This window comes from Phormidium tenue FACHB-1050 (genome assembly GCF_014696925.1).
Classification (GTDB): domain Bacteria; phylum Cyanobacteriota; class Cyanobacteriia; order Pseudanabaenales; family Pseudanabaenaceae; genus Pseudanabaena.
The window spans coordinates 53,996-69,430 of the sequence record NZ_JACJQY010000014.1; the positions used below are offsets into that span (position 1 = coordinate 53,996).

The 15,435-nt window shown below is 41.8% G+C and carries 11 protein-coding genes; 4 read left to right on the top strand and 7 right to left on the bottom strand.

The annotated features are described in order from the left end of the window. Positions 1-29 precede the first annotated feature (29 nt). The 3 genes from H6G05_RS10830 to H6G05_RS10840 all read right to left on the bottom strand — a co-directional run bounded on the left by H6G05_RS10830 (position 30) and on the right by H6G05_RS10840 (position 4,144). Positions 30-1,694, bottom strand: coding sequence for a CmpA/NrtA family ABC transporter substrate-binding protein (locus H6G05_RS10830; protein ID WP_242025415.1), 1,665 nt, complete (start codon positions 1,692-1,694; stop codon positions 30-32). Between the two features lie 695 nt (positions 1,695-2,389). Next, positions 2,390-3,532: an acyl-CoA dehydrogenase family protein gene (locus H6G05_RS10835; protein ID WP_190578182.1), complete on the bottom strand. Its 1,143-nt coding sequence runs from the start codon at positions 3,530-3,532 to the stop codon at positions 2,390-2,392. Positions 3,533-3,604: 72 nt separating this feature from the next. Then, positions 3,605-4,144 (bottom strand): OsmC family protein, encoded by a 540-nt coding sequence (locus H6G05_RS10840; protein ID WP_094535158.1) that lies wholly within the window; start codon positions 4,142-4,144, stop codon positions 3,605-3,607. 292 nt (positions 4,145-4,436) lie between these two features. Between H6G05_RS10840 and dapF the strand changes: the two genes are divergently transcribed. Continuing rightward, a complete protein-coding gene (gene dapF, locus H6G05_RS10845; protein ID WP_190578183.1) occupies positions 4,437-5,282 on the top strand; it encodes a diaminopimelate epimerase in 846 nt (281 codons plus the stop codon). Positions 5,283-5,412: 130 nt separating this feature from the next. After that, positions 5,413-5,751: a histidine triad nucleotide-binding protein gene (locus H6G05_RS10850; protein ID WP_190578184.1), complete on the top strand. Its 339-nt coding sequence runs from the start codon at positions 5,413-5,415 to the stop codon at positions 5,749-5,751. A gap of 33 nt (positions 5,752-5,784) precedes the next feature. Here H6G05_RS10850 and H6G05_RS10855 read toward each other — a convergent pair whose 3' ends face one another. From H6G05_RS10855 to H6G05_RS10865, 3 genes are all read right to left on the bottom strand, one after another. Continuing rightward, positions 5,785-7,266: an ArnT family glycosyltransferase gene (locus H6G05_RS10855; RefSeq protein ID WP_190578185.1), complete on the bottom strand. Its 1,482-nt coding sequence runs from the start codon at positions 7,264-7,266 to the stop codon at positions 5,785-5,787. Positions 7,267-7,405: 139 nt separating this feature from the next. Continuing rightward, positions 7,406-7,948: a LapA family protein gene (locus H6G05_RS10860; RefSeq protein WP_190578186.1), complete on the bottom strand. Its 543-nt coding sequence runs from the start codon at positions 7,946-7,948 to the stop codon at positions 7,406-7,408. After that, positions 7,945-8,604, bottom strand: coding sequence for a flavin prenyltransferase UbiX (locus tag H6G05_RS10865; protein WP_190578187.1), 660 nt, complete (start codon positions 8,602-8,604; stop codon positions 7,945-7,947). The genes H6G05_RS10860 and H6G05_RS10865 overlap by 4 nt, the downstream gene beginning before the upstream one ends. A 371-nt stretch (positions 8,605-8,975) precedes the next feature. Here H6G05_RS10865 and H6G05_RS10870 point away from each other — a divergent pair, with 371 nt between their 5' ends. Both H6G05_RS10870 and H6G05_RS10875 read left to right on the top strand, forming a co-directional pair. Next, positions 8,976-10,550, top strand: coding sequence for a protein kinase domain-containing protein (locus H6G05_RS10870; protein ID WP_190578188.1), 1,575 nt, complete (start codon positions 8,976-8,978; stop codon positions 10,548-10,550). Between the two features lie 43 nt (positions 10,551-10,593). Next, a complete protein-coding gene (locus tag H6G05_RS10875; RefSeq protein WP_190578189.1) occupies positions 10,594-12,504 on the top strand; it encodes a WD40 repeat domain-containing protein in 1,911 nt (636 codons plus the stop codon). Between the two features lie 273 nt (positions 12,505-12,777). Here the strand turns inward: H6G05_RS10875 and H6G05_RS10880 are convergent, their stop codons facing one another. Then, the gene (locus H6G05_RS10880; RefSeq protein WP_190578190.1) at positions 12,778-15,435 is read right to left on the bottom strand and encodes an ATP-binding response regulator; all 2,658 of its coding nucleotides are present in this window, start codon (positions 15,433-15,435) and stop codon (positions 12,778-12,780) included.

A 15,435-nucleotide genomic window follows, 5' to 3' on the forward strand; every position in this document is an offset into this window, starting at 1 on the left:
GGGGATCTAGATAATTCTTAAAATAGGTTCTAGACCTTGAACTGCTTAATCTGTTCTTCAATATAGGCTTCAGGCTTCGCAGGATCGAAGGAGTCGTACTTCAATTTCTCAATACGTTCAGTTTCCGTTGGCGGAGTTTGTCCCAACTCTTTTGCCAACTCACGCGCCAGATCGGTCTGATAGATTTGCTCAGCGATAGTTTTGTAATCAGCCTTATCTTTGGGCATCAAGTCCCAACGCACAAACTGCGAAGAAATCCACTTAGCAAAGCTCTTCCAAGGATAGGGATCAAAACCAACGCGATCGGGAATATCAAAGGTATTACCCTGACCATCCTCAAATTTGCCAGTTAATACTGCTTTTAAGACTGGTTCAGGTTGATTAAGATAGTTTTTACCTGCGATCGCCTTAGCAATTTCTTCGCGATGTTTAGGATCATTGGCATAGCCAGCACCATCAATAATCGCTTTGTTGATTGCGCGGTAGGTATTGGGATTGGTATCAATCCACTTCTGACTAGCTGCAAAAGCGCAACAGGGATGTCCAGCCCAAATATCTTTGGTGAGTAAATGGATGAAGCCAATCTTATTGAAGACAGAACGTTGGACGACGTTATCAGGTAGTAGGAACGCATCAAGCTGTCCCGCTGTCATTTTAGCGATCGCATCAGGAGGTGGAATAACTTGAATCTGCACATCCTTATCAGGATCGAGTCCACCCGCCGCTAAGTAATAGCGCAACAACAAGTTGTGCATGGAGAAGGCAAAGGGAACCCCAATACTAAATCCTTTAAAGTCTTTGGCTTCTTTGACCTTGCCCAAGTGCTGATTAGCAACTGAGATCGATTGACCATTAATATTCTCAATACTGGCAAGCTTTATAGGAAATGCGGTGGAACCTAGCCCCAAAGACATGGATATCGGCATAGGTGAAAGCATGTGATATGCATCTAACTCACCAGCGATCGCGGAGTCGCGAATTGCCGCCCAGCTAGGCATCTTCACTAGTTCAACCTTCAGACCATACTTAGTATAAAAACCTAATGGCTCCGACATGATAATCGGGGTGGCGCAAGTAATCGGTAAGAAACCAACTTTTAAATTGGTTTTCTCCACTCCCGCTGGTGGGGTATTTGGTGTATTGGTAGTTGCTTTAGATGGAGTCTCAGGAGGAGGCGCAGAAGGACATCCTGTGAGGGTTACCACTGCTGCTGCTGCGGCTACTTTAATTAGAAATTCGCGCCGACGGAAGGTGCTAGATTGCAATGTATCGGTAAAGAACTCTTGTGCTTGGGGACCAAAGGCAGCATTAAAAGCTTCTTCAACACCGCCAGCCATCTTGATGAGGTCATAGCAAATCCGCTTTTGACTCTCAGAAGCATGGGATAAAGAACCCTGTTCTAAAAGTTGCCATAGATCTGCTTTCATGGCGTTGGTTTCCCATGACTGCGCCATCAATTGAGCGCGATCAGAGTAGTGACCCATCCGCATCAGGTCATTCACTAATTCCACAGGATCTGTCGGCATTCCTTCCATGACGCTCTGATGCTGATCAGCGTTATGATCTGCGCCACAGGGACAAGCATTCCATAAATTATTGTTTATTTGAGCGACAGAGTAATCAGAAGTTTGAGCAGAGATTGAGTTATTTCCTATCGCTGAAGCGACCATCTGTTCTATCAGGTGAGATGTCATGATTGGTTATTGTTTGTGTTTTAGAGAATAATTCTTAATTTAATGAATGCAGTTCAATTAGCCATAAATAGCTAAAGATAAATTTAACTATTGGTACTTTAGCAACTTATTTGCAATTAAATCGGTATAGACATATACGAAAAGTATTGCATTATTAGTATGGAGATAATTTGCAGATCATTTTTATGCTGAATGTAAATCGATTTTCTAGCATCAAAAAACTAATAAAACACATGAATTGCATATAAATCCCAAATAAATCACAATAACTTAAGACTAAAAACAAGGGGCTTAAGCCCCCTTGTTTTTTATAGCAAAAAAAGAGTTAGCTAGTACAAACCAAAACCCAAGAATCGAGTGGTGGTGCGAAGCACCGCCACTCGATTCTTGGGTTTTATGTCCTAAGCAAAACTTGCTTTGCTATATATAAAAATATTTTCTGGTTTGTATAATAGGCAATTACTATAGTATTGATATAAGTAGATTGTTAGAATTTAAAGTAGGATGTGTTAGCGATAGCGTAACGCATCATCTATAGACTTTAAATCTAATTTATACAAACTAGTTTGTAATTTCTTCTCAGCAGAAACTAACAAGGCTTTATTTTAAAAACAAAACTTTGTTAGACGCTTAGATTATAATTTAGCCTTTGAAATTTTAGCTGTATTAATCTTATAAAAACTCTCTATTTCTAATTAAGACATACTTGCTAATACTTTGCGTAAATGTTTGAGCGCAGGAGTCACCATAGCAACGAAATATGATTCGCGTAAACGGCGATCGTACACACTGCCATGCACATAACCGATCGCACCTGCATGGAGCATTAATGATTGCGAAGCTCTAAGTGATAACTCTGAAGCAGTTGCTCTCGATTCAATCACTTCCCGCAAAACTTCCTTGCAGACAATTTCCCGACCATGCCCGATCGCTTCGGCTAAACGATAGGATTTTAATCGCAGAGTTTCGAGTTCACATTCCATTTCATCGGGACGATCATCGAGGTATTGATTGACATGTTGCTTGGTTCTATCAATCCTTCGCATTAAATCAATACAGTTTTGGGTCAAACCTAAGCCCATCCCCACCTGCATTAATATAAATCCTGCTTTGATATATTCCACATAGCGATCGCAAGGAGCCGCTAACACCCAATCATGACTGATAAAAGCATTACGAAACAAACATCTAAAGGTGTTTGTCCCTTCAAGAGCGATAAAATGCACATCTTGCTTTAGTTCTAGCCCTTGCATCCCACCCTGTGCGATCGCCATCAGATAGTTATCAGTTCCTTCTATTTGAGCAGATATCCCAAATAAATGCTGATCGCCTATATTAGAAACCCAAGGCAATGTGCCATTGAGAATATAACCACCTTCGCAAGGCGTAGCAATGATTTTGATCTTCTCAATGCCTGCAAAGTGTTTCATCGGATTCGATAAACCCGTTCCCGACAAAAGCTTGCCCGTTGCAACTTGCGGTAAGATTTGTTCTTTCAGAAAAGGATTATCAGTATTTTGCAGATACCAAGAGCAAGCATTGTGACACCAAGTCATAAACCCTGTACTCAGGCAAGTTTCCGAAACTATTTCGATCGCCTTTAATGCAGGTAATACGCCACGTCCCGTACCACCATATTCCGTACTAACACCTTGACCATATGCACCCAGACTGCCAATATCGCGCAAAAATTCTTCTGGATAAATCCCTTTTAGATCAATGTTAGTAACATCAGGTGCTAATTTTTGAGCGATCGCCTCTTTTAAACTCTGCATTAATGCTGCGTCAGTGAGCAGTTTTGCTTGAGGTTGCTTGATTATGGTGTCACTAACCTGCATTTCTTCTTCCCTTATCTTAAGTTTTTTGATTAAGTCCAAATATGCCGCGCTTAGCGCGGCATACCTTTCATTTTATGCTAGCGAAACTTCCATATCCACAGGATTACGGAAAGTATTTGCAACTGGCGACCAGTAATTTGCATGTTCTAGAAGTTCAGCAAGTTCTTCCTTCGTCGCATCGGACTCGATATCCACTTTCACACGCACAGCACTAATACCTAAACGCTTCTTAGAGAGATCTCCAATACCCCAAACACCAGTGATGTTAATGTCGCCTTCGAGATATAACTCTAATTTGGAAAGCGTAATTCCACGCATGATCGCGTTAGCATGAATGCCCACGGACAGACAAGAGCCTAGACAAGCCAGTAAAGCTTCGGATGGGTTAGGAGCGGTATCTTGTCCAAGCAAGGTTGGTGGTTCGTCAATGACATGCTCAGGTAGATCACGCACATAGGTTAGGTTGCGAAATTGCCCTTCACAGACAGTCTTTACTTTCAATGTGCCGATGACATTGGGGTTAGCTTGTGCTTTCGCAGCCAAGGCTACCAATCCATCTTTGCTAACAGGACGCAAGGGAGTAGTTACGGAGGCAGTCACAGTTGTAGTCATGGTTTCAAATATTTGATGTTTATTGCTTACTTAAATAAATAGAACGATCTATACAATTAAATACTATACAACCTCTCGCAATTTCCGTATCACATATTACATATCTTGCAAAGAAAGTTTTTTTCCCAATAAGATAAGTGGCGGCGCAAAGCGCCGCCACTTATCTTATTGGGTTTTGATTTGCTTTATAGTACCAAATCAAAAAAGGAGATGAGGTGCAAAGCACCTCATCTCCTTTTTTGATTTGTCGATGGAGATCGATATAATATTCAAAAATATATTGAATTAATCCATGTCGATCGCATTTAGTAAATATCACGGCTTAGGTAACGATTTTATCCTGATCGATAACCGTCACAGTGCCGAACCAATTCTCACCTCTGAGCAGGCTGTCAAATGGTGCGATCGCAATTTTGGTATAGGTGCAGATGGAGTCATTTTTCTGTTAGCTGAAGCTAATGGAGAGCATCGGATGCGGATTTTTAACTCCGATGGTTCTGAGCCAGAAATGTGCGGCAATGGAATTCGTTGCTTAGCTATATTTATGCAGGACTTGAATATTCCAACTACTGACAGCAAGTATCAGATTCAAACTGGGGCAGGTTTGATTGTGCCACAAATGGATGCGGATGGACAGGTAACTGTGGACATGGGCAAGCCATTTTTGACCGCAACCGAGATTCCGACGACTTTAAGAGACAGCGATCACAAGGTTATCAATGTTCCACTTGAAGTTGGTGGCAAGACTTGGAATGTGACAACGGTGAGTATGGGTAATCCCCACTGTATGACCTTTGTTGATGATGTTGATATGATTCCTCTAGCAGAAATTGGCGTTCTCTTTGAACATCATCCAGTTTTCCCAAAACGCACAAATACCGAATTTGTGGAAGTCGTTAATCGCGGCTATGTAAAAATGCGTGTATGGGAACGTGGAGCAGGTGCAACTCTGGCTTGTGGGACGGGTGCTTGTGCGACAGTTGTAGCTGGTGTTTTAAATGATCTTTGCGATCGCACCTGTACGGTAAATCTCCCTGGAGGCGATCTCAAAATCCAGTGGTCAGAAGAAAGCGATCGCATTTTGATGACTGGCCCCGCAACTCTTGTATTTACAGGCTCAGCAAAGAACGAATTGTAAATTAGCTGCGGCTATTGCGACGCTTTGCGTCACAATTTTGAAAGTGTTGCTTTGCAACACTTTCAAAAAATTTCTTGGTTTGGGTTTGAGCGCACAGTGCTGTAAATACAAAAAACTAGAGGTTTTTAAAATGAGCGAAACCATATTTAGCAAAATTATTAAGCGGGAAATTCCTGCAAGCATTCTCTATGAAGATGATCTCGCCCTTGCGTTCCGTGATGTCCATCCTCAAGCGCCAGTACATTTTCTGGTCATTCCTAAAAAGCCCATTGTCAAGCTTTCAGAAGCAACAATTGAGGATCAAGCATTGCTAGGACATTTACTACTTGTAGCTAGTAAAGTCGCTGCTCAAGAAGGCTTAACAGGTTTTCGTTTAGTTACCAATAATGGTGAAGAGGCAGGGCAAACCGTTTTCCATTTACATATTCATGTATTAGGCGATCGCTCCTTTACTTGGCCCCCTGGATAATAGAAAAGAGACGGCGCAAAGCGCCGTCTCTTTTTATGGTTTGTAATTTTGCCCGATCGCAATTTCGTAGGTTTTCAAATACAATCCTAATCTATTAATCGCCACATTACTAATGGGAGTAACTAGATCAAAATGGGCGATCGCTTCATTGGTAAGGGGATACCATTGATCAGAAATCAAGATGGCATTTTTACCCTTCTGTTGTGCTGCATTCTCAAGGTTCCAAATTGTAAATTGACTAATCCGCTTAGATATAGCCGTCACATCAGGATGTCCCATCTCATAGGCAAGTGCTGCCGCCGAACGATAATCAGAAGTAATTAACAAAGGCTTTTCTGGCAAAGTATTGCTGATTTTTTGTACCTCGGCGGACACCTCCTGCCATCCATAAATCATCCTGCCATCCTGATCGCCATCCTTCCCAAATATGGCACTCACTGGGAACATACAGGAATTCCACACAAATAAAATTGCGAATAATATTCCAAAGACTTCTGCTCCATAAAAAATTTGCAGATTTTCTCCCCTTCTCTCTAAGGGAGATGGGGCTGGTGGGTGAGGGAAATATGCTAATGGCAATAATGGAAATAGCAATAAATAAGCATGAATATTCCAATAATAGAGCGCTGTAGAAAATAGCGACACTACCATCAATAAACCTGTAGAAGTGATAAAAGTCCAAAATGCTACTCTTTTATATAGCCCATTTGCCTTGCAAAAACCTCGCCACAACAACCATGCTAAAAATGGCGAAAGCATTAATAATGAAATCCCAATAAAGCCCAATGGCTCTAGCAATCGCATAATCATAGAGCCACTGTCCACACTGCGATTTGCATAGAAACGGAAGGATACAAAATTATTGCTGTAGTTCCAATAAAATACGGGTAAAAAAGCGATCGCACTAATACCAACACATAACCACAAGCGGATATCTTTAAATAATCTTCTTAATTGTGGATCTGAAGCGATCGCTCCTAATAAACCCAATGTCATAAACAGCGCATTGTATTTAGTGATATGGGCTAGAGAGAGGGCGATCGCACTGCCATATAGTCGCCAGCTTGATCCTTTGCCATTGATTAAATATTCATCGAGAAAGCGAATGCATAGATATGCACCAACAAGACTAAGAGCGATCGCTAAATGGTCATGCCATGCCAAGGAAAGCATCATGTTATATAACGGTGAAGCCATGACTGCGAGAATCACCCACCAAATATAACGACTGGCTCTTTCTTGATAAAGATATTGGAGAATGCAGTAATAGGTATAAAAGAAGACGCTGCTAGTAAAGAGATTTAGCGATCGCAATGTTAGGAGAGATTTACCGAACCATGCAGTTATCCATCCCTGTAACCATGCCTGCAACGGTGGATGATCGTAATAGGAAAAGTCTAAATGCTGCCCCCATAGCCAATAGTAAGCTTCATCAGGATTGGGTGGGGCAAATAGCCAAAAGATGCATCGCAATCCAATCAATAACAGCAAAAATATTGGTAGATAAAAGCTCATTAGTCTTTAGCGGCTTTACTTTGATAGCTGATAGGTTTAGATCTCCGACTTTTTTTGTGCGAGCAAGGATAGTTTGTGCATTTACAGAAAAAGTCGGAGATCTTGGCTACCTGCTAATTGCGCTTGTTTACTCACCAACTTACTTGATAAACTTTGCGTCAAGGGGAGGTCGATCGCGTTTAACTTGGCGCGAGTTTTTAGATTTCATATTTGGGCGATCGCCATAGGGAACGGTATCAGGATCGTCATCTTCATATTCTTCCTCTTCATCATCATACTCTTCTTCCTCTTCCTCTTCGTCAAATTCATCTTCATCCTCAACAAATTCTTCTTTGTACTGGGATTGAGTGGCTTTGACCTGTTCTTGTTTCTCTTGACCAGAGCCAGAGGCAATCACAGCGCGACGAATTAAAAGATTATGCCGCCAAGAAGCGATCGCATTAATCACAAATGCTAGAAAACCGCCACCAACAAATGCAGCTAACATGGCAACACTCAGGGGAATGGCGATCGACTTTTGACCTAAAAAGAAAATCTGTACCGCAGGCTGTAAATTTTGGACAAAGATAGCTGCAAGTAGGGTGATCACAATCCCTAAAATCACAAGTTGCGTGATGGTGATCGCACCTGAAGATTTCTTGTTAACAGCATTTGCGGTTTGAGAAAAACGCGATCTCGTCATAGTTCAGCATCTCCTGTGACCATATTAGAAGGCATTCTACCCTGCCAGCGCTGGATTAAATCTGCATCAATATCCAGTTGATCGAGCGCTCTAGCAATCACAAAATCTACCAAATCATTGATCGACTGAGGGTTGTGATACCAAGCAGGAATCGCTGGGACAATTCTCGCCCCAGCTTCCGCTAAAGCGGTAAGATTTCGCAGATGGATCAAGCTTAAGGGGGTTTCACGCGGTACGATTACCAATCTTCGCCCTTCTTTGAGATGGACATCCGCAGCCCGCTCTAACAAATCAGAACTTAATCCGTGAGCAATCTTCGCCACCGTTGCCATACTGCAAGGAATTACCAGCATTCCCAATGTCCGAAATGAACCACTCGCGATCGTCGCTCCCACATCGGCAAATTGATGACAAGTTAGTTTGCCATCATGTGTTTCACTGCGATCGCGCCAAAACTGTTCTTGCGATCGCAGATTACTCGGCATAGCAACATTATTTTCCGATTGCCACACCATCATCGCCGCCTTAGAAGCCACCAGATCGACGTTGTAATGATTATTTAATAAAAATTTGAGCGATCGCACGGCATAAATCATGCCAGATGCCCCAGAAACCCCTAATACAATCGCCTTTTTAATCTCTTTGTTATTTTGCATTCAATATCTAAATTCAGCATTTAATTCAGCACATTAGCTCAATCATAGCTCTGTTTGTTAAGCTTAAAGTTATATAGCTATCGCCAGCAGCAATTCTGATTATGAAACCAATTTTGGTGTTTCCAGCGCCTTCGGCGCTGGAAACACCAAAATTGGTTTTTTGAAAGCCCACCAAAGGTGGGCTTTCAAAAAACCGATTTTTATAATAAAAACAGCTGTGTCGCCAGTCATCAAAGAGTAAAGGGGCGGCTCTTTGCGCCAAACTTGCTTTAAGTTTAATACAGACGGCTGTAGCAACTAGTCTTACAAAAAACATGGCGCGATCACGCAAATTATTGGTGAGGCAAATTTCAGTAACTTGGTAAATAACTATGTTAGTGGGCAAAACTTTAAAGAATCGATACAAAATCCTCTCAGTTCTTGGCAGTGGAGGTTTTGGTGATACCTACTTAGCGCAAGATATAGATTTGCCAAGTCATCCCACCTGTGTAGTTAAGCAACTCAAGCCCAAAGACACGAATCCCAATGTTTTGCCGATCGCCAAAGGTTTATTTGATCGGGAAGCGGAATATCTATATAAATTGGGAAATGCTCATACCCAAATTCCGAAACTATTTGCCCATTTTGAAGAGAACAATGAGTTTTTTTTGGTGCAAGAATTTGTGGAAGGACATAGCCTTGCTGAAGAGATTCCCATCGGTCAGCGATTATCAGAGAGTGCTACGACTGCTCTATTAATAGAGATTTTAGAAGTTCTCGCCTTCGTCCATCAAAATAATATTATCCACCGTGATATCAAACTCACCAACATTATGCGCCGTCGGCAAGATGGCAAAATCGTTCTCATTGACTTTGGTGCAGTTAAAGACATCAGTGCTTTAAAAACTGACTCCCAAGGTCATACCGATGTTACCGTTAGCATTGGCTCCCCCGGATATATGCCTAGCGAGCAAGCAAGGGGTAAACCTCGACTTAGTAGTGATGTCTATGCTGTCGGGATGATTGGTATTCAAGCACTTACAGGAATTGCTCCTGATAGTTTGCAAGAAGATGCTAATACAGGCGAGATTTTGTGGCGCGATCGCGCACAGGTCAGTAATGCTTTTGCCGAAGTACTCCAAAAAATGGTGTTTTCTCATTTCAGTCAGCGTTATAAATCGGCGATCGATGCTTTACATGCGATGCAATCTCTTGGAGCCACTAATATTAATAATATTGCACCAACTGAAGCGATCGCTTATCCATTGTTCAGCTCAGATTCGTCACCAACTATAGTTACCAATACAGATGGAGCAACTGCACCTGCATCTGCACCAACGACACCGCAACACCCTGTCACAACGCCCCATGTCACAGTCTCCACACCTAATCCAGCATTCTCAAAATTTCAACCCTTTCTATGGTTCGCTTTAACTGGAGTGATCTCAGTTTCGGCAGCGATCGCTACGGTTATGCTCATACCAAAACTAACTAATCAAACTGGAAATAATACTCAAATTGAAGCTACAAAAACACCAACAAGTTCTCCATCAGTTACTCCAACTACTTCCCCAAGTACAGACATTTCAGAGCCATTAGAGACAGAGACTCCAGAGTCTACACCTGTAGTTCCAACTAGTAATCCGACCATGATCAGTTTTGGGGCGATCGCCCGTTCCCCATCAACCCAAGATAAAGGTTATTCTTGGAACTATACTTCTCAAATAGCGGCTGAAGAAAGAGCCTTGAGCGAATGCGAAAATAATTCTAGTTCAGGAGATTGCAAAATATTAGTTTGGGCGCGGAATGCTTGTATGTCACTAGCCGAAGGTTCTAATGGTTCAGTAGGCTCAGGCTGGTCAACGGATATGACTGCTGCGGAAAATACCGCAAAACAAGTTTGCCAACAATACAAAGGTGTTGATTGTGCAATTACCCGCACAATTTGTCTACCATTTCAACAGTAAACTAAAAAAATGGCGACAAAACTAGCATCTATGCACCATTACTATGGCACTTCCTACTGAGTTTAGAGAGATCCTGACTAAGATATTACACAACGCAGCAAAGATATTAGATAAACACCTGCAAGAACTTATACTTGCACAGAATTCGCTGATTCTAGATCATGAAGTGTTTTTAGTACCTCCTGAAATCATTTCCGATCCAAGGTACTTGTCATTAGAGCTAAATAGAAAAAGTTCTGGATTCAGTAAAACTATTCTTGATCTATTAAGTGAGTGGCAATTTATCCGCATTTCCAAACAAATTGATGATTTAAAATCCCCTTGGGAATCAAGTCAGATATCAGCTAATTTTAGTCGTAAAATTCTGGATCGCATTCTCATCGATAATGCTAAGAAACATCGCTTAATAGTTTTGACTGCACCTTTTAAAATAAGCCCTAGCTGTGTAGCTAGTCTCAGAGAAGATCTTGAGATTGAACTAGCTGAAGACTTAAGAATGTTTTTAAGTAACAATTATCCTTTAGATAGCGAGGAATGTCCAATTGAGTTTTACAGCGATCATTTTTACAACACCATTAATAATGACGATATCCATCAACTACAAACAATATTAACTAATATTCCTACATTAATCTTACATAGCAGTATCAGTGACTATAAAGCTTACTTTCACCTAAATTTCTGGCTCCCCTATAGTAAATTTATTGTTTCTTATACTTTGCCAGTATGGGCTTGGGAAGAAGCCTGTGAAATCTTAAAAGCTTCTGGTAAAGAAGAGAAAATAGCCTTGAGAATTATCCGTCAAATCATTATTTCAATCCAAGAATTTCTAGCATCTTTTATTTCTGACTGGTACTATTTACACTTAAATCCCTACTATTTACCCAAATTATTACAACCTCATAATATATTAACTACTCAATATTTTGATACAGATTTACTTGCTCCCTATATTGATATTCTTAAGAAGATTCAGAGTCAGCAACAATTAACAAATGAAAATCTATTAAAAACATTCTCTAATCAACAAAAAAGCACTAGCAAAAAACTTATCCAAAAAGTTAAAGAATGGTCTTTAAGTAGTGTACTTACTACCCATTCTGGATGTGTTCATTCCCTTGCTTTTAATAGCGATCGCAGTATCTTACTAAGTGGAGGTAGTGATAGTGTAGTCAGACTCTGGCATCCTAGTACTGGTAAGGTAAGCTTAAGTTTAAAAGGACATATAGGCGATGTTTTTGCTGTAGCGGTAAGCGGTAATGACAAATATTTTGCTAGTAGTGGTAGTGATTGCAAAGTATTGGTATGGAATTTAGGTAAGCTGCAAGAACCAATTTGTTTTAATGAACACTCTGCATATGTAAGTTCTCTTGTTTTTTGTCCAGACAATCGATTGTTGGCAAGTGGCAGCTATGACAACTCAATTCATATTTGGGATCTATGGTCAAGTAAAACATTTCGAGTTCTCACTGGACATTCTTCCTATGTAACTTCGCTCGCTTTTAATACTAAAGGTGATCTTTTAGCCAGTGGTAGCTATGATTGCTCAATTCGGCTCTGGAACCCTTCAGAAAAAAAATCAAAACTTACACTTACAGGGCATACAGATTATGTCAACTGTATTGCCTTTAGTCCTTTTAATGATTTGCTTGCTAGTGGTAGTCGTGACGGTACGATCAGGCTATGGCGACCAGAGACTGGAACTACGATCGCCATTCTCAAAGGACATACTGCGGGTGTTAACTCTCTGACGTTTAGTCCTAATGGCGATATTCTCGTTAGTGGCAGTAGCGATCGCTCAGTTAGATTATGGAATACGAAAATTGGTGAAGAGATAGGGATTCTGACGGTAGGATCACATCCAATTCTCTGCGTACATTTCTCTAAAGACGGCAAACAGTTAGCAATGGGCAGTAGTTGGACTGATAACATTAAGATTTGGAACTGTAGCTAATCTCAACACACAAAATGGCGCAGCCATTTTATGTGTTGAAAACCCTTACTAAATTTGGTTCTTATCTCAAAAGGTAGGCAGCGCTTTGCGCCGCCTACCTTTATTTAGGCGTTAATATACCTGACACACTAAAGCTCTAAGCCCTCACCCCTAGCCCCTCTCCCGCAGGAGAGGGGAACAAGAAATCTAATATTTCTCCCCTTCTCCCGCGGGAGAAGGGGTTGGGGGATGAGGGGTGCGTCAAGTATATGAACGCCTTTATTTAGGGTTGATTTAGACAAGACTTTTTAGTTCGATTAGCGCACTAACTTTAGTGACTAGTTCTAAGGTTGAGAAGCCTTTAGTAAGATAATCAGTTGCACCAAGACGACTTGTCTCGCGTGACCATTCTTCCGCAAGACGGGATGAAATCACCAGAATCGGCATATCTAATCCTGCTTGACGACAGCGATCAATCAGCGTGAATCCATCCATACGCGGCATCTCAATATCCGTAATTAGCAAAGCAGGTTGACTGTGGCGTTGTAGCCATTGCCAAGCATCCATACCATCATCGCAAGTTGTAATTTCGTATCCTTGTGGCGACAAGCCACTTTCAATACGGCGACGCATTAGAGCGGCATCATCTACGACTAAAATTTGTCGATCGCTGGATAGATCAAGGAAAGAAGCTGTTGACTGAGAACTAGAAATCGTGAGGTGTTCAATACCTGATGAGAAGAAGGCTTCCACAAAGGAAAGTGCATCAATGACAGGAATCAGCTTCCCGTCAGGCATCAAGCTCATCCCGATTAAACCAATTGGAGCAACCAGAGGCGCAGGAATTGGATTTACCAATAGATCACTCTGTCCAGCTAGGGTATCGGCAATTAACCAAACGCCACGATCGCTATCTGATTGCTTTGTTCGCACAGCGATCGCCGATGGCAGAAGTGTGCGGGTTTCAGTTTGTCCTTGCCAATATTGATAGAGATCGATCGCGGGTATTTTTCCTTTCTCCTCTTGTACTTCAATGGTGTAATCTGAGCGATCGGTCTTTTGCCAGAGTAGACTCTCAACGAGGGTAGTTGTGTAAATTTCGGAAGTGGGAACTGCAAAAGTGCGATCGCCTGCTTGCAAGAGCATACAGCGTACAAACAAATGCGGTACGGGAATCTGAATCGTAAAAGCTGTACCTTTGCCAAGTTGAGAGATAAGGCTAAGTTTGCCATTCATCAGTGCGACTTGGCTTGCCACCACATCCATACCCACACCCCGACCAGAAATATCACTAACGACGGTAGTGGAAGTAAAGCCTGACTGACAGAGTACGCTCAATAGACGTTCAGAAGTGCTAGTATCCGTCAGTGGCAATCCTTTGGATTGGGCAATTTGACTAATGCGAACGGGATCAATGCCCCTTCCATCATCGCGAATGCTAAGGTCAAACATACTGCCTCTCCGTTTCAGAGACATTTCGATTTTGCCCTGTAGCGATTTGCCTAATTTCTCCCGTTCGGGCGCATCTTCGATGCCATGATCGTAGGAATTACGCAATAAATGGAGTAGCACAGGTTCTAAGCTGCGAAGTGTGCCTGCATCAAGTTCCAATTGCTCACCAATAATCGTAAACTGTACGACTTTACCAACACGAGTCATTAAATCGCGTAAAATCCCTCTCGATCTAAAAGCAAGAGTTGAGAAGGGAACAAGGCGACTTTCTTCGATGGTTTGTTGGAGATTGCGTAAGCTGCGGTCAAGGTTTTGAATACTGTCGGCAGTTCGCCTTGCCGATTCACCTGTTTCTGAGCCTAGTTCAATTAAGCGCAGACTAATTTCTAGTAAGCGGTTAATGGCGGTATATCCTTGACGATAGCGCTCAATTTTTAATCCATCCTGCTCCCCTGATGAATCTAGTAATGCATAATCATCTTGAACTTCGCGTAATTGGGTAATGTATTGAACACTGTTTTGCGCGAGTGAGACTAACGGCAATAGATTCGAGTAAACCGATTGATAAAAACCTTGTGTGGCACGGGTTGCCATTAAGGTTTCCACTAGATACTGGGACGATCGCTCTAGGCGATCGAGTGGCACAGGAATTTGAATGTCCGCCGTTGGTGAAACTGGTGCATAAGTAAATGCAGGAACTTCATTCACAGCGATTGAAGTTGATTCTATGCTTAGAAGAGAGGGCGCTGTTGCTTCTTGTTCAGCTTCAAAAATCCCACCTTGACGTGCGCTTTCTTTGACTTTTTTCAGAAAGGGCATCCATTCTGCGTGCCATTGCTCACAATCTAGGCGATCGCATAGCTCACTCCCTTTTTGTAAAAACTCATGCCAAGTTGCTGCCAAGCTTATTTCTGTACCAATTTCTTGTAACTGGGCTATAGTTTGCTTAGCGATCTCACAAGCTTCGGTCGGAACCTCGCCTGTCAGAGGCAAGTCTTCGATCGCCATTTCTAGCTCAAGCGTCACCAAATCAAAACCTTGATCAGCAAATTCTTGCTGAACTTGACGCATTTCGTTCCATTCAGGTAAATATTTAGATTGAATGCGATCGCGTAGAGTTTGAATATAGTTAACTGCTGCTTCGGGGTCGCTGAGTTCCCCCATCTGAACTGCACCGATCAGTAACTCACCAGCTTCGATCAAAGACTTAGCTAATTCGCCATCAGCCAAAGGTGGTGCAACATCTAGATAACGCAGATCGGAAAGAACATCCTCTAGTATTGTGGAAACTTGAAGTACCGCTTGAAAACCTACAGTAACAGAACCACCTTTAATCGTGTGTACACAGCGATATAACTGCTGAATATCTTCACGCCAACAGGCTATGCTTAACTGATGCACAGTCTGCACATAGAGTTGCAAATATTTCTGGGTATCTAATTCAAATAGGGTACGCAGTTCTTCTTGCAGTTGTAAATCATCAAATTCAGAATTTGGCAT

Coding starts and splice junctions, on each gene's coding strand:
- H6G05_RS10830 (WP_242025415.1), bottom strand. CDS start 1,694: ATGACATCTCACCTGATAGAACAGATGGTCGCTTCAGCGATAGGAAAT.
- H6G05_RS10835 (WP_190578182.1), bottom strand. CDS start 3,532: ATGCAGGTTAGTGACACCATAATCAAGCAACCTCAAGCAAAACTGCTC.
- H6G05_RS10840 (WP_094535158.1), bottom strand. CDS start 4,144: ATGACTACAACTGTGACTGCCTCCGTAACTACTCCCTTGCGTCCTGTT.
- dapF (WP_190578183.1), top strand. CDS start 4,437: ATGTCGATCGCATTTAGTAAATATCACGGCTTAGGTAACGATTTTATC.
- H6G05_RS10850 (WP_190578184.1), top strand. CDS start 5,413: ATGAGCGAAACCATATTTAGCAAAATTATTAAGCGGGAAATTCCTGCA.
- H6G05_RS10855 (WP_190578185.1), bottom strand. CDS start 7,266: ATGAGCTTTTATCTACCAATATTTTTGCTGTTATTGATTGGATTGCGA.
- H6G05_RS10860 (WP_190578186.1), bottom strand. CDS start 7,948: ATGACGAGATCGCGTTTTTCTCAAACCGCAAATGCTGTTAACAAGAAA.
- H6G05_RS10865 (WP_190578187.1), bottom strand. CDS start 8,604: ATGCAAAATAACAAAGAGATTAAAAAGGCGATTGTATTAGGGGTTTCT.
- H6G05_RS10870 (WP_190578188.1), top strand. CDS start 8,976: ATGTTAGTGGGCAAAACTTTAAAGAATCGATACAAAATCCTCTCAGTT.
- H6G05_RS10875 (WP_190578189.1), top strand. CDS start 10,594: ATGGCACTTCCTACTGAGTTTAGAGAGATCCTGACTAAGATATTACAC.
- H6G05_RS10880 (WP_190578190.1), bottom strand. CDS start 15,435: ATGCCAAATTCTGAATTTGATGATTTACAACTGCAAGAAGAACTGCGT.